This window comes from Streptomyces sp. SUK 48 (assembly GCF_009650765.1).
In the GTDB taxonomy this organism is placed as follows: domain Bacteria; phylum Actinomycetota; class Actinomycetes; order Streptomycetales; family Streptomycetaceae; genus Streptomyces.
In genome coordinates this window covers 3,487,792-3,514,239 of sequence record NZ_CP045740.1, presented here as the reverse complement: position 1 = coordinate 3,514,239, position 26,448 = coordinate 3,487,792, and the positions used below count along the sequence as shown (strand labels likewise).

Here is a 26,448-nt window from a genome sequence, read left to right as displayed (position 1 = left end):
GCCATGGCATACGGGCAGAAGATCCTCAAGGGCGACGCTTACAAGCGCGCCGCGATCAAGCGCCGTCACATCCGGATCCGCAAGCGGATCGCCGGTACGGCGGAGCGCCCCCGTCTGGTCGTGACCCGCTCCAACCGCCACATCGTGGCGCAGGTGATCGACGACCTGAAGGGTCACACCCTCGCGTCGGCGTCCACGCTGGACACCTCGATCCGTGGTGGCGAGGGCGACAAGTCCGCGCAGGCCAAGCAGGTCGGGGCCCTGGTCGCCGAGCGCGCCAAGGCCGCCGGTGTCGAGGCCGTCGTGTTCGACCGTGGTGGTAACCAGTACGCCGGCCGCATCGCGGCTCTGGCGGACGCCGCCCGCGAGGCCGGGCTCAAGTTCTGAGCCGGTTCCGTAGCTAGCGGAAACAGAGAGAGGTAATTCCAATGGCTGGACCCCAGCGCCGCGGTGGCGGTGCCGGTGGCGGCGAGCGGCGGGACCGGAAGGGCCGTGACGGCGGCGCTGCTGCCGCCGAGAAGACCGCGTACGTCGAGCGCGTCGTCGCGATCAATCGTGTCGCCAAGGTTGTGAAGGGTGGTCGTCGCTTCAGCTTCACCGCGCTGGTCGTGGTGGGCGATGGTGACGGCACCGTCGGTGTCGGTTACGGCAAGGCCAAGGAGGTGCCGGCCGCCATCGCCAAGGGTGTTGAGGAGGCCAAGAAGCACTTCTTCAAGGTCCCCCGTATCCAGGGCACCATCCCGCACCCCATCCAGGGTGAGAAGGCTGCCGGCGTCGTGCTGCTCAAGCCCGCGTCCCCGGGTACCGGTGTTATCGCCGGTGGTCCGGTGCGCGCCGTGCTCGAGTGCGCCGGTATCCACGACATCCTGTCGAAGTCGCTCGGCTCCGACAACGCGATCAACATCGTGCACGCCACGGTGGCGGCCCTCAAGGGTCTGCAGCGTCCGGAGGAGGTCGCGGCCCGCCGCGGTCTGCCTCTCGAGGACGTCGCTCCCGCTGCCCTGCTGCGTGCGCGTGCCGGGGCGGGTGCGTGATGGCTCAGCTCAAGATCACGCAGGTCAAGTCCTACATCGGCAGCAAGCAGAACCACCGTGACACCCTGCGCTCCCTTGGTCTCAAGGGCATCAACACGCAGGTCGTCAAGGAGGACCGCCCCGAGTTCCGCGGCATGGTGCACACCGTCCGCCACCTCGTGACGGTCGAGGAGGTCGACTGATCATGGCGGAGCAGAACCCGCTCAAGATCCACAACCTCCGTCCCGCCCCGGGCGCCAAGACCGCGAAGACCCGTGTGGGTCGTGGTGAGGCGTCGAAGGGTAAGACGGCCGGTCGTGGTACCAAGGGCACCAAGGCCCGTTACCAGGTTCCGGAGCGCTTCGAGGGTGGCCAGATGCCCCTCCACATGCGTCTCCCGAAGCTCAAGGGCTTCAAGAACCCGTTCAAGACCGAGTACCAGGTCGTGAACCTGGACAAGCTGGCCGCGCTCTACCCGCAGGGTGGAGAGGTCACCGTCCAGGACCTCGTCGACAAGGGTGCCGTTCGCAAGAACAGCCTCGTCAAGGTCCTCGGCCAGGGCGAGATCTCCGTGGCGCTGCAGGTGACGGTCGACGCCGTCTCCGGCTCCGCCAAGGAGAAGATCACCGCTGCCGGCGGTACGGTCACCGAGCTCGTCTGAGTCCTTCGGACGACGCCTCGATGACGTAAACGAACCCGACCGGGGATACCTCACAATGAGGTATCCCCGGTTGGTCGTTCCAAGGGGGGCATGGTCGCCGGTAAGGTGGCCAGCACTGTTCTCATTCGTATTCGTCGAACCTCAGACCGTCACCCTTGACGCAGTTGCGCGGGGGTCGCAGGAGGCACCGTGCTCACCGCGTTCGCCCGGGCGTTCAAGACGCCCGACCTGCGCAAGAAGCTGCTCTTCACGCTGGGCATCATCGTGGCCTACCGCGTCGGTACCCACATTCCGATCCCCGGCGTCAACTACAAGGCCGTCCAGCAGTGCGTGAGCGAGGCCGGGGCCAACCAGGGCCTGTTCGGTCTCGTGAACATGTTCAGCGGCGGTGCGCTGCTGCAGATCACGGTCTTCGCGCTCGGCATCATGCCGTACATCACGGCCAGCATCATTCTCCAGCTGCTGACCGTGGTCATCCCGCGCCTCGAAGCCCTCAAGAAGGAGGGCCAGGCCGGCACCACGAAGATCACGCAGTACACCCGATACCTCACTCTCGCCCTGGCGATCCTCCAGGGCACCGGCCTCGTCGCCACGGCGCGCAGCGGCGCGCTGTTCAACGGCTGCTCGGTGGCCACCAGCATCGTCCCGGACCAGGCGATCTTCACGACCATCACCATGGTCATCTGCATGACCGCCGGCACCACGGTGGTGATGTGGCTCGGCGAGCTGATCACCGACCGCGGCATCGGCAACGGCATGTCGATCCTGATGTTCATCTCGATCGCCGCGACGTTCCCGTCCGCGCTGTGGGCCATCAAGAAGCAGGGCACCCTGGCCGGCGGCTGGATCGAGTTCGGCACCGTGATCCTGGTCGGCCTGGTCATGGTCGCGCTGGTGGTCTTCGTCGAGCAGGCCCAGCGCCGCATCCCGGTCCAGTACGCGAAGCGGATGATCGGCCGCCGGTCCTACGGCGGTACGTCCACCTACATCCCGCTCAAGGTGAACCAGGCGGGTGTGATCCCGGTCATCTTCGCCTCCTCGCTCCTGTACATCCCGGCCCTGGTCGCCCAGTTCGCGGGCGGCAACTCGGGCTGGAAGCAGTGGGTGCAGACGAACCTCACCAAGGGTGATCACCCGATTTACATCACCCTGTACTTCTTGCTCATCGTTTTCTTCGCGTTCTTCTACGTGGCGATCTCCTTCAACCCCGAAGAAGTCGCCGACAACATGAAGAAGTATGGTGGCTTCATCCCGGGCATCCGGGCTGGCCGACCGACCGCTGAGTACCTGTCGTACGTGCTCAACCGGATCACCTGGCCGGGTTCGCTGTATCTGGGTCTGATCGCTCTCGTACCGACAATGGCGTTGGTCGGCTTCGGCGCAAGCCAGAACTTCCCCTTCGGCGGCACCAGCATCCTCATCATCGTGGGTGTCGGTCTCGAGACGGTGAAGCAGATCGAGAGCCAGCTCCAGCAGCGCAATTACGAAGGGTTCCTCCGCTGATGCGTATCGTCCTCGTCGGGCCGCCCGGTGCCGGTAAGGGAACGCAGGCCGTCCGGCTCGCAGAGAAGCTGGCCGTCCCGCACATCTCCACGGGCGACCTGTTCCGGGCCAACATCAGCCGGCAGACCGAGCTGGGCAAGCTCGCGAAGTCCTACATGGACGCCGGCAACCTCGTGCCCGACGAGGTCACCATCGCCATGGCCAAGGACCGCATGGAGCAGCCGGACGCCGAGAACGGCTTCCTGCTCGACGGCTTCCCGCGGAACGTCGCACAGGCCGAGGCGCTGGACGAGCTGCTGCGTACCGAGCGGATGACGCTGGACGCGGTGCTCGACCTGGAGGCCCCGAGGACGAGGTGGTCAAGCGCATCGCCGGCCGCCGGATCTGCCGCAAGGACTCCGCGCACGTCTTCCACGTGGCGTACAACGCCCCGCGGCAGGAAGGCGTCTGCGACGTCTGCGGCGGCGAGCTGTACCAGCGCCCGGACGACTCCGAGGAGACGGTGCGTACCCGCCTGGAGGTCTACCACACGCAGACCGAGCCCATCATCGACTACTACAAGTCGCAGGGCCTGGTCCGCACGATCTCCGCGATGGGCCCGGTGGACGAGGTCACCGAGCGCGCGCTGGAGGCGCTGAAGAGCGAGCAGGCCGAGAACCACTGAGTCCGGCCGCCTTCCGGCCGCGGTGCCCTTCCGGGGGCCCCGCGGCCGTAGTGTTGTACAGGTACACCCAGCCGACGTGAGTGACGGAGAGCGCAGGCCCCCCATGGTGCAGATCAAGACGCCCGAGCAGATCGCCAAGATGCGTGCGGCGGGCCTGGTCGTCGCCGCGATCCACGCGGCCACCCGCGAGGCCGCGGTCCCCGGCGCCTCCACGAAGGACCTGGACGAGGTCGCCCGCAAGGTGCTCGCCGAGCACGGCGCCACGTCGAACTTCCTCGGGTACGGCGGCTTCCCCGCGACCATCTGCACCTCCGTGAACGACGTGGTCGTGCACGGCATCCCCGCCGACGACGTCGTCCTCAAGGACGGCGACATCATCTCCATCGACTGCGGCGCGATCGTGGACGGCTGGCACGGCGACGCGGCGTACACCGCCTTCGTCGGCTCCGGCCACGCCCCCGAGCTGGTCGAGCTGTCCCGGGTGACCGAGGGCTCGATGTGGGCCGGCATCGCCGCGATGAAGCTGGGCAACCGGCTGGTCGACATCTCCCGCGCCATCGAGACGTACATCCGCCGCCAGCCCAAGCCCGGCGGCGGCAAGTACGGGATCATCGAGGACTACGGCGGCCACGGCATCGGCACCGAGATGCACATGGACCCGCACCTGCTGAACTACGTCGAGCGGCGCCGGGGCAAGGGCCCCAAGCTGGTCCCCGGCTTCTGCCTGGCGATCGAGCCGATGGTCTCCCTCGGCACCCCGCGCACCGAGGTCCTCGAGGACGACTGGACGGTCATCACGACCGACGGCACCTGGTCCTCGCACTGGGAGCACTCGGTCGCGCTGACCGAGGAGGGCCCGCTGGTGCTCACCGCGGTCGACGGCGGCAAGGCGAAGCTCGCCGAATTCGGCATCACCGTCGCGCCCGACCCCCTCGGCTAGCCGGACCCGGCTCGCATAGCGATCACGCTTGCGGGGAAGACTGACTCGATTCGCGTTTCGCTGTCCTGCGACGTAGACTGACTCGTCGGCTCTCGTGCACCCGCATGTCCGCATGCACCCGTAAGGGACGCAAGGGAGTCGATCAAGGTAGTCGATTCGAAGGGCGAAGCGTGGCCAAGAAGCAAGGTGCCATCGAGATCGAGGGCACTGTCGTCGAGTCTCTGCCGAACGCCATGTTCAGGGTCGAGCTCCAGAACGGCCACCAGGTCCTGGCACACATCAGCGGCAAGATGCGTATGCACTACATCCGTATCCTCCCTGACGACCGGGTCGTGGTGGAGCTGTCTCCGTACGACCTGACGCGTGGCCGGATCGTCTACCGGTACAAGTAGATCTTGCCCGCGCATCGGGTCCGCCCGGTGCGATGGCACTGACCCGGAGAACCTCACCCCATGAAGGTCAAGCCGAGCGTCAAGAAGATCTGCGACAAGTGCAGGGTGATCCGCCGTCACGGTCGGGTCATGGTCATTTGCGAGAACCCGCGCCACAAGCAGCGCCAGGGCTGACGCACGACCACCCTCTCTGCACCTCTATCGCAGAGTCTTCGCGCGACGCGAGCTGAATTTGTTCATACGCAGATCCCGAGCCCTCTCATGGGCTCGACACCCCCGGCTCGGAGGCCGGGGACCCGGTTCGTACCTCGTACGGCGGCCGGGAGCCGGATCTGCGGAAGACCTCCGAAGATTCACCAGGAGCCATTGAATGGCACGCGTTTCCGGTGTTGACATCCCGCGCGAAAAGCGCGTGGAGGTCGCCCTCACCTACGTGTTCGGCATCGGCCGGACCCTCTCGAAGGAGACGCTGGCTGCGACCGGCGTCGACCCGAACACCCGTGTTCGTGACCTGAGCGAAGAGCAGCTGGTCGCGATCCGCGAGTACGTCGACGGCAACATCAAGACCGAGGGTGACCTCCGTCGCGAGATCCAGGCCGACATCCGCCGCAAGGTCGAGATCGGCTGCTACCAGGGTCTCCGCCACCGTCGCGGTCTGCCCGTCCGCGGTCAGCGCACCAGCACCAACGCCCGCACCCGCAAGGGCCCGCGTCGCGCCATCGCCGGCAAGAAGAAGCCGGGCAAGAAGTAGTCCGCAGCGGACCACATTCCACGGTCTTCGCTGTAGGACCGACCACCTCCCTCTAGGAGTTTGTAGATGCCCCCCAAGGGTCGTCAGGGCGCTGCCAAGAAGGTGCGCCGCAAGGAAAAGAAGAACGTCGCTCACGGCCACGCGCACATCAAGAGCACGTTCAACAACACGATCGTCTCGATCACCGACCCCTCGGGCAACGTGATCTCCTGGGCCTCCGCCGGCCACGTCGGCTTCAAGGGCTCCCGGAAGTCCACGCCGTTCGCCGCGCAGATGGCCGCCGAGTCGGCTGCCCGCCGCGCCCAGGAGCACGGCATGCGCAAGGTCGACGTGTTCGTCAAGGGCCCGGGTTCCGGCCGTGAGACCGCGATCCGCTCCCTGCAGGCCACGGGCCTCGAGGTCGGCTCCATCCAGGACGTCACCCCGACCCCGCACAACGGCTGCCGCCCGCCGAAGCGCCGCCGCGTCTGACGCGCAGCGCTCCGCTGGTTTTTCGCGGTTTCGGGCGGTACGGCCTCTGTGAGGAAGCCGTACCGCCCGTACCCTTGCAGTACTGAGTCGGGCGTCAAATAGCGGGCGCCCCTGACTGAAGGATTCATCCATGCTGATCGCTCAGCGTCCCTCGTTGACCGAAGAGGTCGTCGACGAGTTCCGCTCCCGGTTCGTGATCGAGCCGCTGGAGCCGGGCTTCGGCTACACCCTCGGCAACTCGCTCCGCCGTACCCTCCTGTCCTCGATCCCCGGTGCCGCTGTCACCAGCATCCGGATCGACGGCGTCCTGCACGAGTTCACCACCGTGCCGGGCGTCAAGGAGGACGTCACCGACCTGATCCTCAACATCAAGCAGCTGGTCGTCTCCTCGGAGCACGACGAGCCGGTCGTGATGTACCTGCGCAAGCAGGGCCCGGGTCTGGTCACCGCCGCCGACATCGCGCCCCCGGCCGGTGTCGAGGTACACAACCCCGACCTCGTCCTCGCCACGCTCAACGGCAAGGGCAAGCTGGAGATGGAGCTGACCGTCGAGCGCGGTCGCGGCTACGTCTCCGCCGTGCAGAACAAGCAGGTGGGCCAGGAGATCGGCCGTATCCCGGTCGACTCCATCTACTCGCCGGTTCTCAAGGTCACGTACAAGGTCGAGGCCACGCGTGTCGAGCAGCGCACCGACTTCGACAAGCTGATCGTGGACGTCGAGACCAAGCAGGCGATGCGTCCCCGTGACGCCATGGCCTCCGCCGGTAAGACCCTGGTCGAGCTGTTCGGTCTCGCGCGCGAGCTGAACATCGACGCCGAGGGCATCGACATGGGTCCGTCCCCGACGGACGCCGCGCTCGCCGCGGACCTCGCTCTGCCGATCGAGGAGCTGGAGCTCACGGTCCGCTCCTACAACTGCCTCAAGCGCGAGGGCATCCACTCCGTGGGTGAGCTCGTGGCTCGTTCCGAGGCCGACCTGCTGGACATCCGCAACTTCGGTGCGAAGTCCATCGACGAGGTCAAGGCGAAGCTGGCCGGCATGGGCCTGGCCCTCAAGGACAGCCCGCCCGGATTCGACCCGACCGCCGCCGCGGACGCCTTCGGCGCCGACGACGACGCGGACGCCGGGTTCGTCGAGACCGAGCAGTACTAGGAACTCGGGCCGCACGGTCCGTCTTCCGGGTGCGGGTGCGCTGTGCTCGATCGCGCAGTTCCCCGTGCCCCCTCCGGGAGCGCCCCTTCGGGGTTGCTCCCGGATCTCCGACGAGCAACCGCTCGCTCGGATACTGACTCCGGTACCTGACACGGCCGGGGCAGACACACAGGAGAAGAACTATGCCGAAGCCCACCAAGGGTGCCCGTCTGGGCGGCAGCGCCGCGCACGAGAAGCTGCTCCTCGCGAACCTCGCGAAGGCGCTCTTCGAGCACGGCCGCATCACCACCACCGAGGCGAAGGCCCGCCGCCTGCGCCCGTACGCCGAGCGTCTGGTCACCAAGGCGAAGAAGGGCGACCTTCACAACCGCCGTCAGGTGCTCCAGGTCATCACGGACAAGAGCATCGTGCACACGCTCTTCACCGAGATCGGCCCGCGGTACGAGAACCGTCCCGGTGGCTACACCCGCATCACCAAGATCGGTAACCGCCGTGGCGACAACGCGCCCATGGCTGTCATCGAGCTGGTCGAGGCGCTGACGGTGCAGCAGAAGGCCGTGGGCGAGGCCGAGGCCGCGACCAAGCGCTCCGCCAAGGACGCCGAAGAGGCCCAGGCTCCCGCCGAGGGTGCCGCTGAGGAGTCGAAGGACGCGTAAGCGTTCTGCCGGGGCCTGTGCGTCGGCGGCTGCGGCTGTGCCGTGGCCGGTCGCGCAGTCCCCGCGCCCCTTCAGGGCGTTGCGGGCCCGCCCCCTTCACCGGGGCGGGCCCGCTTTTTTTGTGGCTGAGAGGATCTGTGTGTGAGTGACGAAGCGCTGCCCGGACATGTCCGCATCCGCCTCGACCTCTCCTACGACGGCACCGATTTCCACGGCTGGGCCAAGCAGGCCGGCGGGAAGCGGACCGTGCAGGGGGAGATCGAGGACGCGCTGCGCACGGTGACGCGGTCGAAGGAGACGTACGAGCTGACCGTGGCCGGGCGCACCGACGCCGGGGTGCACGCGCGCGGGCAGGTGGCGCACGTCGACCTGCCGGCCGAGCTGTGGGCGGAACACCGCGAGAAGCTGCTCAAGCGGCTCGCCGGACGGCTCTCGAAGGACGTGCGGATCTGGCGGCTGGCCGAGGCGCCGCAGGGGTTCAACGCCCGGTTCTCGGCGATCTGGCGGCGGTACGCCTACCGGGTCACCGACCACCCCGGCGGGGTGGACCCGCTGCTGCGCGGCCATGTGCTCTGGCACGACTGGCCGCTCGACGTGGACGCCATGAACGAGGCGGCCCGGGCGCTGCTCGGCGAGCACGACTTCGCGGCGTACTGCAAGAAGCGGGAGGGCGCGACCACCATCCGCACGCTCCAGGAGCTGAGCCTGGTGCGGGGCGCGGACGGGGTCGTCACGGCGACGGTCCGGGCGGACGCGTTCTGCCACAACATGGTCCGCTCGCTGATCGGCGCGCTGCTGTTCGTCGGCGACGGGCACCGGGGCCCCCAGTGGCCCGGGGAGGTGCTGGCCGCCGGGGTGCGCGACTCCGCCGTCCATGTCGTACGGCCGCACGGGCTGACCCTCGAAGAGGTCGGCTACCCCGCCGACGAGCTGCTGGCCGCCCGTAACAAGGAGGCCCGCAACAAGCGCTCGCTGCCGTCGGCGGGGTGCTGCTGAGCCGCCCGCTCTACCGGTTCGCCGCCGCCGACGCCTGGGCCTGGCCGCGGCGGTGGATCTGCTGGAAGGTGAACTCCGCCACGTCGTCGCCGGCCTTGAAGACCGCGGTGTCCTTGGTGGTGACGTTCTTGCCGGTGGTGAAGCCGGCGAGGGTGAAGTAGGCGTAGCGGCCGTAGGCGTTGCGGGTCGAGCGGCAGGTCGCGCCGTCGCAGAAGGCGGCGACGCCCTTGCCGGACAGCGCGCGCACGATGCTGTGGTCGTCCGTCTGCCGCCGGGCCTTCGCGGCCTGGGCCTCGGTGTCGAACAGGGCGACGCCGACGGTGACCGCGATGTCGCCGTTCGTGTACGTGGCGCGCAGCACCCGGGTGCAGCCGTCGGCGGTGAGGATCTGGGGCAGCGAGCCGCCGGCCGCCGCCGCGCAGCTGGTGGTGTCGCCGGTGGCGCCCTTCTTGTACACCGTGCTGCCCAGGGTGAGCCGCGTGCCCGGGAAGAGGGTGGCGGGGCTCAGCGGGGCGGTGTCCTTCTTGGCGCTGGATATGAAGACCTTCGGGTCCAGCGGCGGCGGGGCGCTGGTGGGCGCGAAGGACGGCGCGGTGGGGGAGCCGCCGGGCAGCGAGGCGCTGGGCGCGTGGCTGGGGTGTCCGGAGGCGTCGCTGTGCCCGCCGGCGGAGACGACGGCCAGGGCGACCGCGGCGCCGATGGCGACCGTGGCGAGCGCGCCGCCGCCGATGAACAGCAGCCTGCGCCGCTTGCCGCGGGACTCCGAGGCGTCCGCGAGCGCGGCCCAGTCAGGTGTCCCCTCGTCGCCGCCGCCGCTCCAGGGCTGCTGAGGCTGCTGCTGGGGCTGCTGTGATTGCGGTTTCCAGGGATCCCACTGAGACTGGGGTCCCCCTGCCCATTACTCATGGGGCGCATCTTAGACGCGGGGGATCACGGCGCGTACCGAGCGGCGGCCCGCCGGGCGGCCTGCCTCGTTTTGACCCGTCCGGGGGCCGCCAGGTAACCTGCTTCTTCGTTGTGTATTGGCTTGCTCATTCTCACGGGACGGGCCCTTACACCGGTCCACCGGGCCGATGACCAGCGATCAGCACGCGGTTTGCGTCACCGCGGTGCGGTCGAGGCTGTCGTGATCGTTTCGGTGACCTGTTCAGGACCATTCACTCGAAGCGAAGGCTACGAACCGTGCGTACGTACAGCCCCAAGCCCGGCGATGTGACGCGCCAGTGGCACGTTATCGACGCTCAGGACGTCGTCCTGGGTCGTCTCGCCACCACTGCCGCGTCCCTGCTCCGGGGCAAGCACAAGGCGATCTACGCGCCTCACGTCGACACCGGTGACTTCGTCGTCATCATCAACGCCGACAAGGTGCACCTGTCCGGCAACAAGCGGATCCAGAAGATGGCGTACCGCCACTCCGGCTACCCGGGCGGTCTGCGCTCGGTCCGCTACGACGACCTGCTGGCGAACAACCCCGAGAAGGCCGTCGAGAAGGCCGTCAAGGGCATGCTCCCCAAGAACACTCTGGGCCGTCAGATGCTCTCGAAGCTGAAGGTCTACAAGGGTGACCAGCACCCCCACGCTGCCCAGCAGCCGGTGCCGTTCGAGATCACCCAGGTCGCGCAGTAATTCCGGCCACCCCCAAAGCTGAAGAGAATCTGAGGAGAATCGTGGCCGAGACCACTGCCGAGCAGCCGCTCGAAGAGCTTGACATCGACAGCTACACCACCGAGTCCGAGGTCCCCGTCGAGGGTGAGTACACCTCGGAGTCCATGGCCTCCCGCTTCGGCGAGCCCCAGCCGGCCGCCGGCCTGGGCCGTCGCAAGAACGCCATTGCCCGCGTCCGGATCGTCCCGGGCACCGGCAAGTGGAAGATCAACGGCCGCACCCTCGAGGACTACTTCCCGAACAAGGTGCACCAGCAGGAGGTCAACGAGCCCTTCAAGGTGCTCGAGCTCGAGGGCCGTTACGACGTCATCGCCCGCATCGCGGGTGGCGGCGTCTCCGGTCAGGCCGGTGCGCTCCGTCTCGGTGTCGCCCGTGCGCTGAACGAGGCGGACGTCGACAACAACCGTGGTGCCCTGAAGAAGGCCGGCTTCCTGCGCCGCGACGACCGCGCGGTCGAGCGGAAGAAGGCCGGTCTGAAGAAGGCCCGCAAGGCTCCGCAGTACAGCAAGCGCTAAACAGCGGGAGCTGCTGCTCGTACTCCGAACGCCCCGGCGGCACGCCACTCGTGCCGTCGGGGCGTTCGTTTATCCCAGCCAAGGGCGTATAACGACACAAGACGCTCAAAGGCTTGTGTGATCGGATGGCGAGGCGCCTCCCCTCGATGCGGCGCCCGTCCGTTTACGCCATCGACGCTTCCTCAGGAGGACAAGTGGGACGACTCTTCGGCACGGACGGCGTGCGCGGTGTCGCCAACGCGGATCTGACCGCGGAGATGGCCCTCGGCCTCTCCGTGGCCGCGGCGCATGTGCTGGCCGAGGCGGGTACCTTCGCGGGCCACCGGCCGAAGGCCGTGGTCGGTCGGGACCCGCGCGCGTCCGGGGAGTTCCTGGAGGCCGCGGTGGCCGCGGGCCTGGCGAGCGCGGGCGTGGACGTCCTGATGGTCGGCGTGCTGCCGACGCCGGCGGTGGCCCACCTCACCGGCGCGCTCGGCGCCGACCTCGGCGTGATGCTCTCCGCGAGCCACAACGCCATGCCGGACAACGGGATCAAGTTCTTCGCCCGCGGCGGCCACAAGCTCGCCGACGAGCTGGAGGACCGGATCGAGGCGGTCTACGAGTCCCACCGGCACGGTGAGCCCTGGGAGCGGCCGACGGGCGCCGGGGTCGGGCGGCTGCGCCCGTACGACGAGGGTTTCGAGCAGTACGTCGGCCATCTGATGGCGGCGCTGCCCAACCGGCTCGACGGGCTGAAGATCGTCCTGGACGAAGCGCACGGCGCGGCCTCGGGGGTCTCGCCGGAGGTGTTCACCCGGGCCGGCGCGCAGGTCGTCACGATCGGCGCGGAGCCGGACGGCCTCAACATCAACGACGGCTGCGGCTCGACCCATCTCGGTCAGCTGAAGGCGGCCGTGGTCGAGCACGGCGCGGATCTCGGTATCGCGCACGACGGTGACGCCGACCGGTGCCTCGCGGTGGACCACACCGGCGAGGAGGTCGACGGCGACCAGATCCTCGCGGTGCTGGCGCTGGCGATGCGGGAGCGCTCCGCGCTGCGGGCCGACACCGTGGTGGCGACCGTGATGTCCAACCTCGGCTTCAAGCTGGCGATGGAGAAGGCCGGTATCCAGCTGGTGCAGACCGCGGTCGGCGACCGGTACGTGCTGGAGGAGATGAAGCAGCACGGGTACGCGCTCGGCGGCGAGCAGTCCGGGCATGTGATCATCCTCGATCACGCGACGACGGGTGACGGGACGCTGACCGGGCTGCTGCTGGCGGCGCGGGTCGCGCAGAGCGGTCGTAGCCTGCGCGAACTGGCGTCCGTGATGGAGCGGTTGCCGCAGGTGCTGATCAATGTGCCGGACGTGGACAAGTCGCGGGTGCGGACGTCCGCCGACCTGGCCGCGGCGGTCTCCGAGGCCGAGCGTGAACTGGGCTCCACGGGGCGGGTGTTGCTGCGGCCCTCGGGCACGGAGCCGCTGGTGCGGGTCATGGTCGAGGCGGCGGACATCGAGCAGGCGCGGTCGGTCGCGTCGCGTCTGGCCGATGCGGTGAAGTCCGCGCTCGGATAGTCCCGGGTTCGGGGAGGGCGGGACTGCGCGTCGCGGGCCGCGGGATGGTTCGCGGCGGGTCGCGCCCACGCGGCGGAGCCGCATCTCCGCACAGCCCCGCGCCGCTAAGGGCGCTGCTGCCGCCGTTTCCAGAGGAACTGCTGGGCCAGCAGCGTCAGGGTGCCCGCCAGGGTGATGCCCAGCAGGTTCAGCAGCAGTTGCTCGGTCGAGCCCAGGGTCTGGGACATGTCGCCGTAGGCGAGGGCGACGGCCGCGTTGGCGGCGGCCGGGACCGTGGTGACCGAGATGGCCACGCCCACGAGGGCGGCCGACTTGGCGGAGGTCAGCGAGAGGGTGCCGGCCACGCCCGCCAGCAGCGCCACGATGAACGAGAAGGCGTCGGGGGCGTAGACGAACGCGGTGTTGGGGCGCCGGCCCTCCAGGGCGGAGCGGTGGAACAGGCCGACGGCGTCCATGAAGAGGCTGAAGCCGCCCGTCACCGCCATCGCCACCGCGAAGCCCACGAGCAGCGCGGTCCCCGAGCGCAGCGCCAGGCGCGGGTGGCGGCGGACCATGGCCGTGCAGATACCGGCCAGCGGGCCGAACTCCGGTCCCACGGCCATCGCGCCGACGATCAGGACGGCGTTGTCCAGCACCACACCGCAGGCCGCGATCATCGTGGCCAGCGTGATGAAGGCGAGGTAGGTGACCGAGAGGGTCGACTCCTCGTGGGTGGCCTCGGTCAGGCCCTCCCACAGCACCGCGTCCGCGCCCTCGCCCGGGGCGTCCCGCTCCGCCCGGTCGGCGCGCCGGGACAGCGACAGGTCGATGTTCTCCACGGCGATGGAGCCGGTGTCGTCCAGGCCCAGGCGCCGCAGCCCGGCGATGAGCGTGTCGCCCGCCTCCCGCGCGACATCGCACATCACCAGGTCACCGGCCGGATCGCGGGCGGCCCCCGCTATCACCGCGAGGTGTGCGGTGCCGACCGTTCCCTCGATCAGTCGCACCACCTCGTCGGTCCGTCCGGCCGGGCAGATCAGGCGCAGATGCAGCATGGCGCCTTTGTAGCAGGTGCGCCGTGCCCTACAGCTTGCGCAGGCGCAGGCGCTGGACCTTGTGGTCCGGGCCCTTGCGGACGATCAGGGTGGCCCGGCCCCGGGTCGGGGCGATGTTCTCGGTCAGGTTGGGCTTGTTGATCGTGCGCCACAGGGTGCGGGCGTAGTCCAGGGCCTCGTCCTCGGAGACCTGGGTGTACTTGCGGAAGTACGAGTCGGGGTCCTGGAAGGCCGTCTGGCGCAGCTTGCGGAAGCGGTTGAGGTACCAGCGCTCGATGTCCTCGCCGCTCGCGTCGACGTACACGCTGAAGTCGAAGTAGTCGGCGAGACCCACGCGGGTACGGCCGTCCTTGCCGGGCAGGGCGGGCTGGAGGACGTTCAGGCCCTCCACGATCAGGATGTCGGGGCGGCGGACCGTGAGCTTCTGGTCCGGGACGATGTCGTAGATGAGGTGCGAGTAGACGGGGGCCGTCACCTCGCTCTTGCCGGCCTTGATGTCGGCGACGAAGCGGGTCAGCGCGCGGCGGTCGTAGGACTCCGGGAAGCCCTTGCGGGACATCAGGCCGCGGGCCTCCAGCTCCCGGGTCGGCAGCAGGAAGCCGTCGGTGGTGACCAGCTCCACCCGCGGATGCTCGGGCCAGCGGGACAGCAGGGCCTGGAGGAGCCGGGCGACGGTGGACTTGCCGACGGCGACCGAGCCGGCGACGCCTATCACGAACGGCGTGCCGGACTGGGAGCCCTGCTCACCGAGGAAGGTGTTCAGCGCGCCTCGCAGCCCGTCGGTCGCGCCGACGTAGAGGTTCAGCAGGCGCGACAGCGGAAGGTAGATGTCGCGCACCTCGTCCAGGTCGATCACATCGCCCAGACCGCGCAGCTTCTCCACCTCCTCGGCGGTGAGCGGCAGCGGCGTCTTGTCGCGCAGCGCGCTCCACTCGGCGCGCGTGAGGTCGACGTAGGGAGTCGCCTCCGGCCTGTGCCGGTGGGCGCTCCGGGGCATCGAGGGGACCGGTGAGATCACATTCCATTGTTAACGGAGTTCGAACAGGGTGGCGGGGTGGGGTACGTCACGCCGACGGTGGCGTGCGTCACGCGGACGCGCGTCGCGCCCAGGACGCCCCCGCCCCGCACCGGCCGGCTCCTCAGCCGTTGGAGTTGATCAGGGACACCTGGCGGGAGTTCTGGAGAACGGTGCCGAACTGCGGGATGGCGTTGAGGATCTCCATCCCGACCTGCCCCGGCTTGAACAATTGGGCGCCCGCGGTGCCGATCCGCCGCCGACCGTCCGCCGCGATGCCGGAGGGCAGCACGGTGACGGTGCCGTCGCCGTTGTCCGCCCACGGGGTGCCGGCGATCAGGTCGGCGCCGCCGTCGTGGTCGAGGTCGGTGAGCAGCACGGCCGTACCGAAGTTGCCGTTCGGATCGCCGGGGACGTCGTGGTTGCCCGGGTAGAAGTACTGCGGCGCGGCGCTGGTGTCGACGCCCGACGCCGAGCCGTACAGGACGGTGACGGTGCCCAGGTTGTCGTACATGTGCCCCCACAGCCGCATGTTCTCCCGCGGGGCGCCGACGGCCAGGTCGAGCAGGCCGTCGCCGTTGATGTCGCCGAGGGCGACCGACTGGCCGAACTTGTCCCAGTCCTCGGAGTCGCCGGGGACGGTGCCCGACTCCTGGGTGATGGTCTGGACCCGGCTGGAGGGGCCCGAGGCGGCGCCGTAGGTGACGACGACCTTGCCGCCGATGGGGCCGTTCGCGGTGGTGCGGCCCCAGTAGACGCCCGTGACGATGTCGCCGCGGCCGTCGCCGTCGAGGTCGCCGATGGCACCGGCGACACCGCCGGGCATCCTCTGGGCGCCGGTGGCCGAGGGGCCGGTGGCGGTGCCCGGCACGAAGTAGTTGACGTCGTAGTAGGTGCCGTCGGCGCCCTTGGTCGGGTTCAGGCCGTTGACCACCAGGTCCGCGCGGCCGTCGCCGGTGACGTCCCCGGCGGTGAGGTTGATGATCCCGGCCTCCGGCGCGGAGCGCAGCGGCAGGGTACGGGTGGCGAGGGCGCCGGCCCTGCCGCCGCGGGAGATGCCCTTGCGGAAGGTGTAGAGGGCGGACCCGTTGGTGCCGACGGCCAGGTCGGTGCGGCCGTCGCCGTCGAAGTCGCCGGCCGCGAGCGAGGCGCCGAAGCGGTCGTGGGCGGCGGGGGCCGGGTCGGGGATCGTGGTGGCCGAGGCCAGGCCCTTCGCGGAGCCCCACATGATCTGCACCAGGCCGCCGTCGACGTCCGTGCCCACGTCCTCCATCGGGGTGCCGACGGCGAGGTCGGTGTAGCCGTCGTGGTCGAAGTCGCCCGCGGTGGTCGCGGCGCCGAACAGGTCGCCGTTCTCGGCCGCGCCCGGCACCCAGGAGGTGTCCTGGGTGAGGGTGGTGCGCCGGTCGGCCGAGACGCCCCGGGCGGAGCCGTAGAGGACGGCGACCGCGCCCACCCGCCACTTGCCGTTCAGCCGGGCGGCCGGGGCGGTGACGGCGAAGTCGCCGTACCCGTCGCCGTTGAAGTCGGTCGGGGGCCGCTTCCCGGCCGCCGTGCCTGAGCCGGCCGTCACGCCCGAGCCGGCTGCCCCGCCCGAGCCGGCCGTCACGCCCGAGCCGGCCGCGGTGGCGGGGCCGGTCAGCCCGACGGTCAGGCCCCCGGCCAGCGTCGCGGCGACGGCCGTGGCCAGGACGGTGCGATGTCTGCGCTTCACGCGTGTGTCTCCCGGGGTTCGCTTGCGGCGTTCGGCCGGTAGACCTCCGACCCGCTCGCACGGTTGTGCGCAAGGCCCATATGCGCCACGGATGTGCTCTGAACGGGCCCGGGATTTCCGAAATCGGGCACGCGGCGCCACTTTTGACGGCCGATCGGCCCGTAGGCTGCGGCTCATGTGCGGAATCGTGGGATACGTAGGGTCGCAGTCGGCGCTCGATGTCGTGATGGCCGGGCTGAAGCGACTGGAATACCGGGGCTACGACTCGGCGGGCGTCGCCCTGCTGGCGGACGGCGGTCTGGCCGCCGCGAAGAAGGCCGGAAAACTGGTCAACCTGGAGAAGGAACTGGTCGAACGGCCGCTGCCGGCCGGCTCGACGGGCATCGGACACACCCGCTGGGCCACCCATGGCGGCCCCACGGACGACAACGCGCACCCGCACCTGGACAACGCGGGCCGGGTCGCCGTCGTCCACAACGGCATCATCGAGAACTTCGCGCTGCTGCGCGCCGAACTCGCCGAGCGCGGCCACGAGCTGAACTCCGAGACGGACACCGAGGTCGTCGCGCACCTGCTGGCCGAGGAGTACTCGGCGACCGGCGATCTCGCCGAGGCGATGCGGCTGGTGTGCCGGCGTCTGGAGGGCGCGTTCACACTGGTCGCGGTGCACGCGGACGCCCCGGACGTGGTGGTCGGCGCGCGCCGCAACTCCCCGCTGGTGGTCGGCGTCGGCGAGGGCGAGGCGTTTCTCGCCTCCGACGTCGCCGCGTTCATCGCGCACACCCGCTCGGCGATCGAGCTGGGCCAGGACCAGGTGGTGGAGCTGCGCCGCGACGGGGTGACCGTGACCGGCTTCGACGGCCTGCCCGCCGAGGTGCACTCGTACCACGTGGACTGGGACGCCTCGGCCGCCGAGAAGGACGGCTACGCCTCCTTCATGCTCAAGGAGATCGCCGAGCAGCCCAAGGCGGTCGCCGACACCCTGCTCGGCCGGATCGACCCGTCCGGCTCGCTCACCCTGGACGAACTGCGGATCACCCCGGCCGACCTGCGCCAGATCGACAAGGTCGTGATCGTGGCGTGCGGTACGGCCTTCCACGCCGGGCTGATCGCGAAGTACGCCATCGAGCACTGGACGCGCATCCCCTGCGAGGTGGAGCTGGCCAGCGAGTTCCGCTACCGGGACCCGATCCTCGGCGGCCGCTCCCTGGTGATCGCGATCTCCCAGTCGGGCGAGACCATGGACACCCTGATGGCGCTGCGGCACGCCCGCGAGCAGGGCTCCAAGGTGCTCGCCATCTGCAACACCAACGGCTCCACGATCCCGCGCGAGTCGGACGCGGTGCTGTACACGCACGCCGGACCCGAGGTCGCGGTCGCCTCCACCAAGGCGTTCCTGACCCAGCTGGTCGCCTGCTACCTGGTCGCCCTGTACCTGTGCCAGGTGCGCGGCACCAAGTGGGGCGACGAGATCCAGGCGGTGATCAAGGACCTGTCGAAGATCTCGGACGAGGTCGAGCGGGTCCTGGAGACCATGGAGCCGGTACGGGCGCTGGCGCGCACCCTGGCCGGCAAGGACACCGTGCTCTTCCTGGGCCGGCACGTCGGCTACCCGGTCGCCCTCGAAGGCGCGCTCAAGCTCAAGGAACTCGCCTACATGCACGCCGAGGGCTTCGCGGCGGGCGAGCTGAAGCACGGGCCGATCGCGCTGGTCGAGGACGACATGCCGGTGGTGGTCGTCGTGCCGTCGCCGCGCGGCCGCTCCCTGCTGCACGACAAGATCGTCTCCAACATCCAGGAGATCCGGGCGCGCGGGGCGCGCACCATCGTGATCGCGGAGGAGGGCGACGAGGCGGTCGTCCCGTACGCCGACCACCTGATCCGCATCCCGGCCACGCCGACCCTGCTCCAGCCGGTGGTGGCCACGGTGCCGCTCCAGGTCTTCGCCTGCGAACTGGCCGCGGCCCGGGGCAACGAGGTGGACCAGCCGCGGAACCTGGCGAAGTCGGTGACCGTGGAGTGAGCCGCCGTCCCTAGTGGACCGAGAAGCCTCCGTCGACGTGGATCGACTGGCCCGTGACGTAGGCGGAGGCACGGCTCGCGAGGAAGATGGCGGCGCCCGCGAAGTCCTCCGCGAGACCGTTGCGCCCGGTCAGGGTGCGCGCGGCCAGTGCCGCGACCTTCTCGGGGTCGGCGGAGAGCCGCGCGTTGAGCGGGGTCATCACGAAGCCCGGCACCAGGGTGTTGCAGGTGACCCCGTACGGCGACCACGCCTCCGCCTGCGAGCGGGCGAGCGACTCCAGCGCGCCCTTGGAGACGCCGTACGCGCCGCTGCTCACGAAGGCCCGGTGCGCCTGCTGGGAGCTGATGTGGATGATCCGGCCGAAGCCGCGCTCCGCCATGCCGGGCCCGAACCGCTGCCCCAGCAGGAAGGGCGCCTCCAGGTTGACGGCCATGGTGGCGTCCCAGACGTCCTCGGTCAGTTCGCCCATCGGGGGCCGCAGATTGATCCCGGCCGAGTTCACCAGGATGTCCGGCTCCCCGAACACCTCCGCCGCCGCCTCGGCCGCGGCCCGCACGCCCGCCCGGCTGGAGAGGTCCCCGGCGACCCCGGCCGCCCGGCAGCCCTCCGCCGTCAACTCCTCCACGGTGGCCGTCCGTTGCGCCTCGCCCCGGGCCACGACCACCACGCGCGCCCCGGCCCGCGCCAGCGCCCCGGCGACGGCCCGTCCGATGCCGGAACTGCCCCCGGTCACCACGGCGACACGGCCGTCCAGCGAGAACAGGCCGGTGAGATAGCCCTGTTGGGGCGTGGTGCTCGTCATGCCGGAAGCGTAGAGGGGATGCGCGGGACGCCATCGGCCTAGGGTGCTGCCCATGAGCATCATCGGAGTCGGGATCGACGTGGCGGAGATCGACCGCTTCCGGGCGTCCCTGGAGCGGACCCCGCAGCTGGCCGACCGGCTGTTCGTGGCGGAGGAGTTGCTGCTGCCCAGCGGGGAGCGGCGCGGTGTCGCCTCGCTGGCGGCCCGGTTCGCGGCGAAGGAGGCGCTGGCCAAGGCGCTCGGGGCACCGCCGGGGCTGCTGTGGACGGACGCCGAGGTGTACGTCGAGGACAGCGGGCGGCCGCGGCTGCGGGTGCGCGGCACGGTCGCCGCGCGCGCCGCCGAGCTGGGGGTGCGGTCCTGGCATCTCTCCCTCAGCCATGACGCGGGCGTCGCCTCGGCCGTGGTGGTCGCCGAGGGCTGACCGGCCCCGGCGCGGGCGGGGGGCGTCGGCCGGGTCCGGGTGTGGGCGGTGGGGGTTACGGGGCAGACTCGGTGCCATGCGGAGTGCGTACGGCGTGGAGACGGTGCGGGCGGCCGAGCGGGCCCTGATGGCGCGGCTGCCCGAAGGGGCGCTGATGCAGCGGGCGGCTGCCGGGCTGAGCGCCGCCTGCGCCGACCTGCTGGGCCGGGTGTACGGCAGCCGGGTGGTCCTGCTGATCGGCAGCGGCGACAACGGCGGCGACGCCCTGTACGCGGGTGCCCGGCTGGCGCGACGGGGGGCCGGAGTGACGGCCGTACTCCTGTCGCCCGAGCGGGCGCACGCCCAGGGACTGGCCGCGCTGCGGCGGGCCGGGGGCACGAGTGCCGTGCCCGAGGCGGCCGGCGACGCGATCGGGCGGGCCGACCTCGTGGTGGACGGCATCGTCGGGATCGGCGGCACGGGCGGGCTGCGGCCCGACGCCGAGCGGCTGGTGGCGGCCGTGGCGCGGACCCGGGCCGCGGTGGTCGCGGTGGATCTGCCCAGCGGGGTCGAGGCGGACAGCGGCCAGGTGCGGGGCGCGGCCGTACGGGCGGACCTCACCGTCACCTTCGGCGCGTACAAGCCCGCACTGCTGGTGGACCCGGCGCGGGAGTACGCCGGGGTGGTGCGGCTGGTCGACATCGGGCTCGAACTGCCCGCCGAGCCCGAGCTGGAGGCGCTGCAACACGCGGACGTGGCGCGCCTGCTGCCGCACCCGGCCGCCGAGAGCGACAAGTACCGGCGGGGCGTGGTCGGCATCGCGGCCGGCTCCGCGCGCTACCCGGGCGCCGCGGTCCTCGCCGTCTTTGGCGCGCTGCGCGGCGGCGCGGGGGCGGTGCGCTACGTCGGCCCGGCCGCCCGGGCGGTCGTCTCCCGCTTCCCCGAGACCCTGGTCTCCGACCGGGGCCCGGCCGAGGCGGGCCGGGTGCAGGCATGGGTCACCGGTCCCGGCGCGGGCGACGACGCGGCGACCGTCGCCGAGGTGCTGGCCGCCGAGGTGCCGGTGCTGCTGGACGCGGACGGGCTGCGGCTCGCGGACCGGGACGCCGTACGGGGACGTACCGCGCCCACCCTGATGACACCCCACGCGGGCGAGGCCGCGGCCCTGCTCGGCGTGGCGCGTGAGGAGGTCGAGGGCGCCCGGCTGGCCGCGGCGCGCGAACTGGCGGCGGCGTACCGGGCGACCGTGCTGCTCAAGGGTTCGACCACGCTGGTCGCGGACGCGGCGGGCGGCGCGGTACGGGTGAACGCCACCGGCACCCCCTGGCTGGCCACCGCGGGCAGCGGCGACGTGCTCTCCGGCCTCGGCGGCTCGCTGCTGGCCGCGGGCCTGTCCGCCCTGGACGCGGGCAGCGTCGCCGCGTATCTGCACGGCCTCGCGGGCCGGTTCGCGGCGCGGGGCGCGCCCGCGGGGGCGCACGACGTGGCGGAGTGCGTGCCGCAGGCGTGGCGGGACGTGCGGGACTGAGACGGCGGGGGCGGGGCGGGGACGTGCGGGACTGAGGAGGCGGGGACGTGCGGGACTGAGGAGGCGGGGCGGGGCGCGGTGCCCGGGACGTCGTGGCGCCGGCGCCGGCCAACTGCCGTACCCGTACCGCCCCGTGCGCCCGCGCGGTGACCGTACCCGCACCACGGCCGGGAGCCGGGCGCGCCCTCTGAGAGACTGGGGGCGCCATGACTGAGACTCCAGCTGCGCCGACCGCCCCTCTGCGTGCCCGTGCCGAGATCGATCTGGGCGCGCTGCGCGCCAATGTGCGGACCCTGCGTGCCCGCGTGGGCGACGCGGCCGTGATGGCCGTCGTCAAGGCCGACGGATACGGCCACGGCGCGCTGCGCTGCGCCCGCGCGGCCGTCGAGGCCGGGGCCACCTGGATCGGCACCGCCCTGCCCGAGGAGGCCCTCGCGCTGCGCGCGGCCGGGCTGACCCAGCGCGTCCTGTGCTGGCTGTGGGTGCCCGGCGGGCCCTGGCGGCAGGCGGTCGAGGCCGACATCGACGTGTCCCTCAGCGGGATGTGGGCGCTGCGCGAGGTCACCGAGGCCGCCCGCGCCGCCGGCCGCACCGCGCGCGTCCAGCTCAAGGCCGACACCGGGCTCGGCCGCAACGGCTGCCAGCCCGGGGCGGACTGGGAGGAGCTGGTCGCCGCCGCCGTGCGCGCCGAGGCCGAGGGCCTGGTCCGGGTCACCGGACTGTGGTCGCACTTCGCCTGCGCCGACGAGCCGGGCCACCCCTCCATCGCCGCCCAGCTCACCCGCTTCCGGGAGATGGTGGCGTACGCCGAGGCGCGGGGGGTGCGCCCCGAGGTGCGGCACATCGCCAACTCGCCCGCCACGCTCACCCTTCCCGAGACCTACTTCGACCTGGTCCGTCCCGGTATCGCCATGTACGGCCTCTCGCCCAGCCCCGAGGTCGGCACCCCGGCGGACTTCGGACTGCGCCCGGTGATGAGGCTCAGCGCCTCGCTGGCCCTGGTCAAGCGGGTGCCGGGCGGGCACGGGGTCAGTTACGGCCACCACTACGTCACACCCGGCGACACCACCCTCGGCCTCGTCCCGCTCGGCTACGGCGACGGCATCCCGCGGCACGCCTCCGGCGCCGGGCCGGTGCTGATCGACGGCAAGTGGCGGACGGTCGCCGGGCGGGTCGCCATGGACCAGTTCGTGGTGGACCTCGGCGGCGACGAACCGCCGGTCGGCACCGAGGCCGTGCTCTTCGGCCCCGGCGACCGGGGCGAGCCCACCGCCGAGGACTGGGCGACGGCCTGCGGCACGATCGGGTACGAGATCGTCACGCGCGTCGGAACCCGCGTGCCGCGCGTCTACGTCCATGAGGTCGAGGGCAGCGACGCCGTCGACGGCATCGACGCCGTCAACGGGGACGCGCGCGGATAACCCGTCCGCGAACGGCCGCGAGCGCGACCGGCTGTCCCACATCAACGTGTAACACCGGTCACATCCGCACACCCGGACGGGTCAGTCTCGGCGAACATCGGTACGGCGCATCGGCAGGCGAGTCGGTACGACGGCGAGGAGGAGCGGCACGTGAGCGACAACAGGGCGGAAGCGGTGACGGACGCCGTCGCCTCGGCGGCCGGCAACTGGCGCAGGGCGACCGGCATCGCCGGTGCCGCGATAGGCGTCCTCGCCGCGGGCGCGGCGGCCGGTGTCGCCGTCGAGCGGATGACGGTGGGCCGCACGGTGCGCCGCAAGGCACGCCTCGCCCTGGACTCCGCGGGGCCCTACGGCACCCTGCGCGGCACCCCGGGCAAGGCGTACGCCGACGACGGCACCGAGCTGTACTACGAGGTCGACGAGGCGGAGCCGGACGCGGGCGCCCCGCCCTCCGCGCGCCGGCTCAGGCTCTTCGGCCGCAAGGCGCCGGCCCCGGTCACCGTCGTCTTCTGCCACGGCTACTGCCTCAACCAGGACTCCTGGCACTTCCAGCGGGCGGCCCTGCGCGGGGTCGTCCGCACGGTGCACTGGGACCAGCGCAGCCACGGCCGCTCCGGGCGGGGTGTGGCGCAGAGCCGGGACCGGGAGCCGCTGACCATCGACCAGCTCGGCCGCGATCTGAAGGCGGTCGTCGACGCGGCCGTGCCCGAGGGGCCGATCGTGCTGGTCGGCCACTCGATGGGCGGGATGACCGTGATGGCGCTCGCCGCGCAGTACCCGGAGCTGATCGCGGAGCGGGTGGTCGGCACCGCGTTCGTGGGCACGTCCTCGGGGCGGCTCGGCGAGGTGAACTTCGGGCTGCCGGTGGCCGGCGTCAACGCGATACGCCGGATCCTGCCCGGGGTGCTCAAGGCGCTCGGGCAGCAGGCGGAGCTGGTGGAGAAGGGGCGCCGGGCGACGGCGGAGCTGTTCGCCGGGGTCATCAAGCGGTACTCGTTCGCCGGGCGGGACATCGACCCGGCGGTGGAGCGGTTCGCCGAGCGGATGATCGAGTCCACGCCGATCGACGTCGTCGCCGAGTTCTACCCGGCCTTCACCGACCACGACAAGACGAGCGCGCTGGCCTGCTTCCGGCAGCTGCCGGTGCTGGTGCTGGCGGGTGTGCAGGACCTGGTCACGCCGAGCGGGCACAGCGAGGCCATAGCCGACGAGCTGCCCGACGCCGAGCTGGTGCTGGTGCCGGACGCCGGGCACCTGGTGATGCTGGAGCACCCGGAGGTGGTCATAGACCGCCTCGCCGATCTGCTCACCCGGGCGGGAGCGGTGCCCGCAGCGGCTACCGTAAGTTCCTATGGAACGTCCAGCAGCAGCACCGCACGACCCCGCTGAGCACGACCGGGCGGAGACCCGGCTGACGATCACCTCGCCCGAGCAGATGCGTGAGCTGGGCCGGCGCCTCGCCAAGCTGCTGCGCGCCGGGGACCTGGTGATGCTCTCCGGCGAACTGGGCGCGGGCAAGACCACGCTGACCCGGGGCCTGGGGGAGGGGCTCGGTGTGCGCGGCGCGGTCACCTCGCCGACCTTCGTGATCGCCCGGGTGCATCCGTCCCTCGGCGACGGCCCGCCGCTCGTGCATGTGGACGCCTACCGGCTCGGCGGCGGTCTGGACGAGATGGAGGACCTGGACCTCGACGTCTCGCTGTCCGACTCGGTGATCGTCGTGGAGTGGGGCGAGGGCAAGGTCGAGGAGCTGACCGAGGACCGGCTCCAGCTGGTCATCCACCGCGCGGTCGGCGACACCACGGACGAGGTGCGGCATGTGACCCTCACGGGGCTCGGCGCGCGCTGGGCCGAGGCGGGCCTGGAGACCCTCACGGCCTGAACCCGGCCCGTTTTCCGACAGGCCGTCGGCAAGATGTTGCGCGGCCATCCCGGGCGTGATGACATGGTGTCCAGCCCGTAGTCAGGCATGCCTCACTACGCCGCCGCACCTCAGGAGGCGCCCATGCCCGCCCCCCGCCCCCCGAAGGCCCCCGCGCCGGTCCCCATGCACGTCCTGCTGGCGTCCTGCGCCGCCGCGGCACAGGTCTCCAGCCCGCCGCGCCCCCCGGAGCCCCGCGCCCCCCGGCAGGCCGACAGCCCGAGACGAGCGGCGTAACCCTCCGGGGTCTCCAGGGCCGTCCGCCGCGAGACGCCGCCGGCCCCCGAGAGCGTCGGCGGCCCCCGGCGGAGCGCTCAGTGGATCACCAGGATGCGTTCGCCGATCGTCGCGAACTTCCACATCGCGTCCCCGTCCGGGCGGGTCTCGCGGATGCCGCCCGTCCGGGTGCCCGCGTCCGGCGCCGGGACCGCGTCGGGTGTGACGGGGGCGGAGAAGCCGATGGTGACGCCGTCGACCGTGGTGAAGCGGACCACGTGTTCGATGGGGATGCCGTCCGTGCCGGTGACGGCGTGCGAGCGGGAGGTCACCCAGTACGTGCCGACGGGCGGGTCGACCGTGCCGGGGCGGACGCGGAAGGTGCGCAGCACCCCGTTGCCCGCGCCGACCAGCCAGACCCGGTCGTCGTCCACCGAGTACACCACCCGTTCACCCTTGCCGGAACCGCTCGGCAGGGCGGTCGGGTGCCGCCGGTCCCGGGGCGCCTTCGTGGCCTGCGCGCCGGGCGAGCCGTTGGCCGCGGGGCGGATGCCCAGCCCCGCCGGGACCGTCGCGTACGCCTCGTACGCCAGGAAGCCGACCACGCCGAGGGCCGCCGCGGTCAGGCCGGCCACGATTCCCGAGCTGGTCCCTGCCACCTGCTTCCACCTCCGCCGTCCGCCGTGCGCGATATGTCGTACTTCGTACAGACCGTAGCAGCCGGTGACCGTCCGCCCCGGACGGCCGTGCGCGAGGCGCGGGCGCCGTAGGCTGTTCGCGTGCTCTTGCTCGCTCTGGATACCGCAACGCCCGCCGTCACCGTCGCCCTGCACGACGGCACGGACGTCATCGCCTCCTCGAAGCAGGTGGACGCGCGCCGGCACGGGGAGCTGCTGCTGCCGGCCGTCGACCGGGTCCTCACCGAGGCCGGCCTCACGCTGGAGGCGGTCACCGGGATCGTCGTCGGCACCGGACCCGGCCCCTACACCGGACTGCGCGTCGGCCTGATGACCGCCGACACCTTCGGCCTGGCGCTCGGCGTCCCCGTGTACGGCGTGTGCACCCTGGACGGCCTCGCCTACGCCGCCGACATCGAAAAGGGCCCCTTCGTCGTGGCCACCGACGCCCGGCGCAAGGAGGTCTACTGGGCGACGTACGCCGACTCCCGCACCCGGCTGACCGGCCCGGCCGTCGACCGCCCGGCCGACATCGCCGAGCGGGTCGCCGGGCTCCCGGCGGCCGGCGCGGGCGCCCTGCTCTACCCGGACACGTTCCCGAGCGCCCATGAGCCCGAGCACGTGTCCGCCGCCGCGCTGGCCGCGCTCGCCGCCGAGCGGCTGGCCGCCGGGGAGGAACTGCCCGCGCCGAGGCCGCTGTACCTGCGCCGCCCGGACGCGCAGGTCCCCAAGAACTACAAGGTGGTCACCCCGAAGTGACC

The 26,448-nt window shown here is 71.3% G+C and carries 28 protein-coding genes and 2 pseudogenes; 24 read left to right on the top strand and 6 right to left on the bottom strand.

Going from position 1 to position 26,448, the window contains the following annotated elements:
- Window positions 1-3 precede the first annotated feature (3 nt).
- The 14 genes and pseudogenes from rplR to truA all read left to right on the top strand — a co-directional run bounded on the left by rplR (window position 4) and on the right by truA (window position 9,200).
- Window positions 4-387, top strand: a complete 384-nt coding sequence (gene rplR, locus GHR20_RS14920; protein ID WP_030174556.1) for a 50S ribosomal protein L18 — start codon at window positions 4-6, stop codon at window positions 385-387.
- Between the two features lie 41 nt (window positions 388-428).
- On the top strand, window positions 429-1,034 hold the full coding sequence (rpsE, locus tag GHR20_RS14915) for a 30S ribosomal protein S5 (RefSeq protein ID WP_007494753.1): 606 nt from the start codon (window positions 429-431) through the stop codon (window positions 1,032-1,034).
- Window positions 1,034-1,216 (top strand): 50S ribosomal protein L30, encoded by a 183-nt coding sequence (gene rpmD / locus GHR20_RS14910; RefSeq protein WP_003974250.1) that lies wholly within the window; start codon window positions 1,034-1,036, stop codon window positions 1,214-1,216. The genes rpsE and rpmD overlap by 1 nt, the downstream gene beginning before the upstream one ends.
- Window positions 1,217-1,218: 2 nt before the next feature.
- On the top strand, window positions 1,219-1,674 hold the full coding sequence (gene rplO, locus GHR20_RS14905; RefSeq protein WP_037657572.1) for a 50S ribosomal protein L15: 456 nt from the start codon (window positions 1,219-1,221) through the stop codon (window positions 1,672-1,674).
- A 189-nt stretch (window positions 1,675-1,863) separates the two neighbouring features.
- The gene (secY, locus tag GHR20_RS14900; protein WP_111586082.1) at window positions 1,864-3,177 is read left to right on the top strand and encodes a preprotein translocase subunit SecY; all 1,314 of its coding nucleotides are present in this window, start codon (window positions 1,864-1,866) and stop codon (window positions 3,175-3,177) included.
- A pseudogene (locus GHR20_RS14895) lies at window positions 3,177-3,841 on the top strand (adenylate kinase). The gene secY and the pseudogene GHR20_RS14895 overlap by 1 nt, the downstream one beginning before the upstream one ends.
- Before the next feature lie 103 nt (window positions 3,842-3,944).
- Window positions 3,945-4,781, top strand: a complete 837-nt coding sequence (gene map, locus GHR20_RS14890; protein WP_153815987.1) for a type I methionyl aminopeptidase — start codon at window positions 3,945-3,947, stop codon at window positions 4,779-4,781.
- Window positions 4,782-4,951: 170 nt separating this feature from the next.
- Window positions 4,952-5,173 (top strand): translation initiation factor IF-1, encoded by a 222-nt coding sequence (gene infA / locus GHR20_RS14885; RefSeq protein ID WP_004927214.1) that lies wholly within the window; start codon window positions 4,952-4,954, stop codon window positions 5,171-5,173.
- A 60-nt stretch (window positions 5,174-5,233) separates the two neighbouring features.
- On the top strand, window positions 5,234-5,347 hold the full coding sequence (rpmJ, locus tag GHR20_RS14880; protein WP_003998809.1) for a 50S ribosomal protein L36: 114 nt from the start codon (window positions 5,234-5,236) through the stop codon (window positions 5,345-5,347).
- Window positions 5,348-5,543: 196 nt separating this feature from the next.
- On the top strand, window positions 5,544-5,924 hold the full coding sequence (gene rpsM / locus GHR20_RS14875; protein ID WP_111586085.1) for a 30S ribosomal protein S13: 381 nt from the start codon (window positions 5,544-5,546) through the stop codon (window positions 5,922-5,924).
- Window positions 5,925-5,990: 66 nt separating this feature from the next.
- Window positions 5,991-6,395, top strand: coding sequence for a 30S ribosomal protein S11 (gene rpsK / locus GHR20_RS14870; RefSeq protein WP_003956432.1), 405 nt, complete (start codon window positions 5,991-5,993; stop codon window positions 6,393-6,395).
- 130 nt (window positions 6,396-6,525) lie between these two features.
- Window positions 6,526-7,548: a DNA-directed RNA polymerase subunit alpha gene (locus tag GHR20_RS14865; protein ID WP_003966937.1), complete on the top strand. Its 1,023-nt coding sequence runs from the start codon at window positions 6,526-6,528 to the stop codon at window positions 7,546-7,548.
- A gap of 182 nt (window positions 7,549-7,730) precedes the next feature.
- Window positions 7,731-8,204, top strand: coding sequence for a 50S ribosomal protein L17 (gene rplQ, locus GHR20_RS14860; RefSeq protein WP_111586086.1), 474 nt, complete (start codon window positions 7,731-7,733; stop codon window positions 8,202-8,204).
- 141 nt (window positions 8,205-8,345) lie between these two features.
- Window positions 8,346-9,200, top strand: a complete 855-nt coding sequence (truA, locus tag GHR20_RS14855) for a tRNA pseudouridine(38-40) synthase TruA (protein WP_148026539.1) — start codon at window positions 8,346-8,348, stop codon at window positions 9,198-9,200.
- A gap of 10 nt (window positions 9,201-9,210) precedes the next feature.
- On the opposite strand, the pseudogene GHR20_RS14850 reads toward truA, so the two are convergent.
- Window positions 9,211-10,092, bottom strand: a pseudogene (locus GHR20_RS14850) (hypothetical protein); the annotation flags it as partial.
- 290 nt (window positions 10,093-10,382) lie between these two features.
- On the opposite strand from GHR20_RS14850, the gene rplM reads away from it, so the two are divergent.
- The 3 genes from rplM (at window position 10,383) to glmM (ending at window position 12,933) form a co-directional block, all read left to right on the top strand.
- Window positions 10,383-10,826 (top strand): 50S ribosomal protein L13, encoded by a 444-nt coding sequence (rplM, locus tag GHR20_RS14845; protein WP_111586089.1) that lies wholly within the window; start codon window positions 10,383-10,385, stop codon window positions 10,824-10,826.
- Window positions 10,827-10,867: 41 nt separating this feature from the next.
- Complete coding sequence (rpsI, locus tag GHR20_RS14840) at window positions 10,868-11,380, top strand: 30S ribosomal protein S9 (RefSeq protein WP_010036632.1); 513 nt, start codon at window positions 10,868-10,870, stop codon at window positions 11,378-11,380.
- Window positions 11,381-11,574: 194 nt separating this feature from the next.
- The gene (glmM, locus tag GHR20_RS14835) at window positions 11,575-12,933 is read left to right on the top strand and encodes a phosphoglucosamine mutase (RefSeq protein WP_111586090.1); all 1,359 of its coding nucleotides are present in this window, start codon (window positions 11,575-11,577) and stop codon (window positions 12,931-12,933) included.
- A gap of 104 nt (window positions 12,934-13,037) precedes the next feature.
- Here the strand turns inward: glmM and GHR20_RS14830 are convergent, their stop codons facing one another.
- The 3 genes from GHR20_RS14830 to GHR20_RS14820 form a co-directional block, all read right to left on the bottom strand.
- Complete coding sequence (locus GHR20_RS14830) at window positions 13,038-13,967, bottom strand: DUF389 domain-containing protein (RefSeq protein WP_153813444.1); 930 nt, start codon at window positions 13,965-13,967, stop codon at window positions 13,038-13,040.
- A gap of 28 nt (window positions 13,968-13,995) precedes the next feature.
- Window positions 13,996-14,964, bottom strand: coding sequence for a type I pantothenate kinase (gene coaA / locus GHR20_RS14825; RefSeq protein WP_187279309.1), 969 nt, complete (start codon window positions 14,962-14,964; stop codon window positions 13,996-13,998).
- A gap of 142 nt (window positions 14,965-15,106) precedes the next feature.
- Window positions 15,107-16,696 carry an FG-GAP-like repeat-containing protein gene (locus GHR20_RS14820; protein WP_194858885.1) on the bottom strand — a complete coding sequence of 530 codons (1,590 nt, stop codon included), beginning with the start codon at window positions 16,694-16,696 and terminating at the stop codon, window positions 15,107-15,109.
- Between the two features lie 175 nt (window positions 16,697-16,871).
- Between GHR20_RS14820 and glmS the strand changes: the two genes are divergently transcribed.
- A complete protein-coding gene (gene glmS, locus GHR20_RS14815) occupies window positions 16,872-18,719 on the top strand; it encodes a glutamine--fructose-6-phosphate transaminase (isomerizing) (protein WP_153813442.1) in 1,848 nt (615 codons plus the stop codon).
- A 10-nt stretch (window positions 18,720-18,729) separates the two neighbouring features.
- Here the strand turns inward: glmS and GHR20_RS14810 are convergent, their stop codons facing one another.
- On the bottom strand, window positions 18,730-19,521 hold the full coding sequence (locus GHR20_RS14810; protein WP_153813441.1) for an SDR family oxidoreductase: 792 nt from the start codon (window positions 19,519-19,521) through the stop codon (window positions 18,730-18,732).
- A gap of 52 nt (window positions 19,522-19,573) precedes the next feature.
- On the opposite strand from GHR20_RS14810, the gene GHR20_RS14805 reads away from it, so the two are divergent.
- The 5 genes from GHR20_RS14805 to tsaE all read left to right on the top strand — a co-directional run bounded on the left by GHR20_RS14805 (window position 19,574) and on the right by tsaE (window position 24,755).
- On the top strand, window positions 19,574-19,945 hold the full coding sequence (locus GHR20_RS14805) for a holo-ACP synthase (RefSeq protein WP_111586096.1): 372 nt from the start codon (window positions 19,574-19,576) through the stop codon (window positions 19,943-19,945).
- A gap of 76 nt (window positions 19,946-20,021) precedes the next feature.
- Entirely contained in the window at window positions 20,022-21,452 is a 1,431-nt protein-coding gene (locus tag GHR20_RS14800) for an NAD(P)H-hydrate dehydratase (RefSeq protein ID WP_194858884.1), read from the top strand.
- Between the two features lie 206 nt (window positions 21,453-21,658).
- On the top strand, window positions 21,659-22,873 hold the full coding sequence (gene alr, locus GHR20_RS14795) for an alanine racemase (protein WP_153813440.1): 1,215 nt from the start codon (window positions 21,659-21,661) through the stop codon (window positions 22,871-22,873).
- Between the two features lie 150 nt (window positions 22,874-23,023).
- Window positions 23,024-24,262 carry an alpha/beta hydrolase gene (locus tag GHR20_RS14790; RefSeq protein ID WP_111586099.1) on the top strand — a complete coding sequence of 413 codons (1,239 nt, stop codon included), beginning with the start codon at window positions 23,024-23,026 and terminating at the stop codon, window positions 24,260-24,262.
- Window positions 24,225-24,755, top strand: coding sequence for a tRNA (adenosine(37)-N6)-threonylcarbamoyltransferase complex ATPase subunit type 1 TsaE (gene tsaE, locus GHR20_RS14785; protein ID WP_111586100.1), 531 nt, complete (start codon window positions 24,225-24,227; stop codon window positions 24,753-24,755). Before GHR20_RS14790 ends, tsaE begins: the two co-directional genes overlap by 38 nt.
- Window positions 24,756-25,108: 353 nt before the next feature.
- Here the strand turns inward: tsaE and GHR20_RS14780 are convergent, their stop codons facing one another.
- The gene (locus GHR20_RS14780) at window positions 25,109-25,669 is read right to left on the bottom strand and encodes a hypothetical protein (RefSeq protein ID WP_111586101.1); all 561 of its coding nucleotides are present in this window, start codon (window positions 25,667-25,669) and stop codon (window positions 25,109-25,111) included.
- A gap of 120 nt (window positions 25,670-25,789) precedes the next feature.
- On the opposite strand from GHR20_RS14780, the gene tsaB reads away from it, so the two are divergent.
- Entirely contained in the window at window positions 25,790-26,446 is a 657-nt protein-coding gene (gene tsaB / locus GHR20_RS14775; RefSeq protein ID WP_153813439.1) for a tRNA (adenosine(37)-N6)-threonylcarbamoyltransferase complex dimerization subunit type 1 TsaB, read from the top strand.
- The last annotated feature ends 2 nt before the right edge of the window (window positions 26,447-26,448 follow it).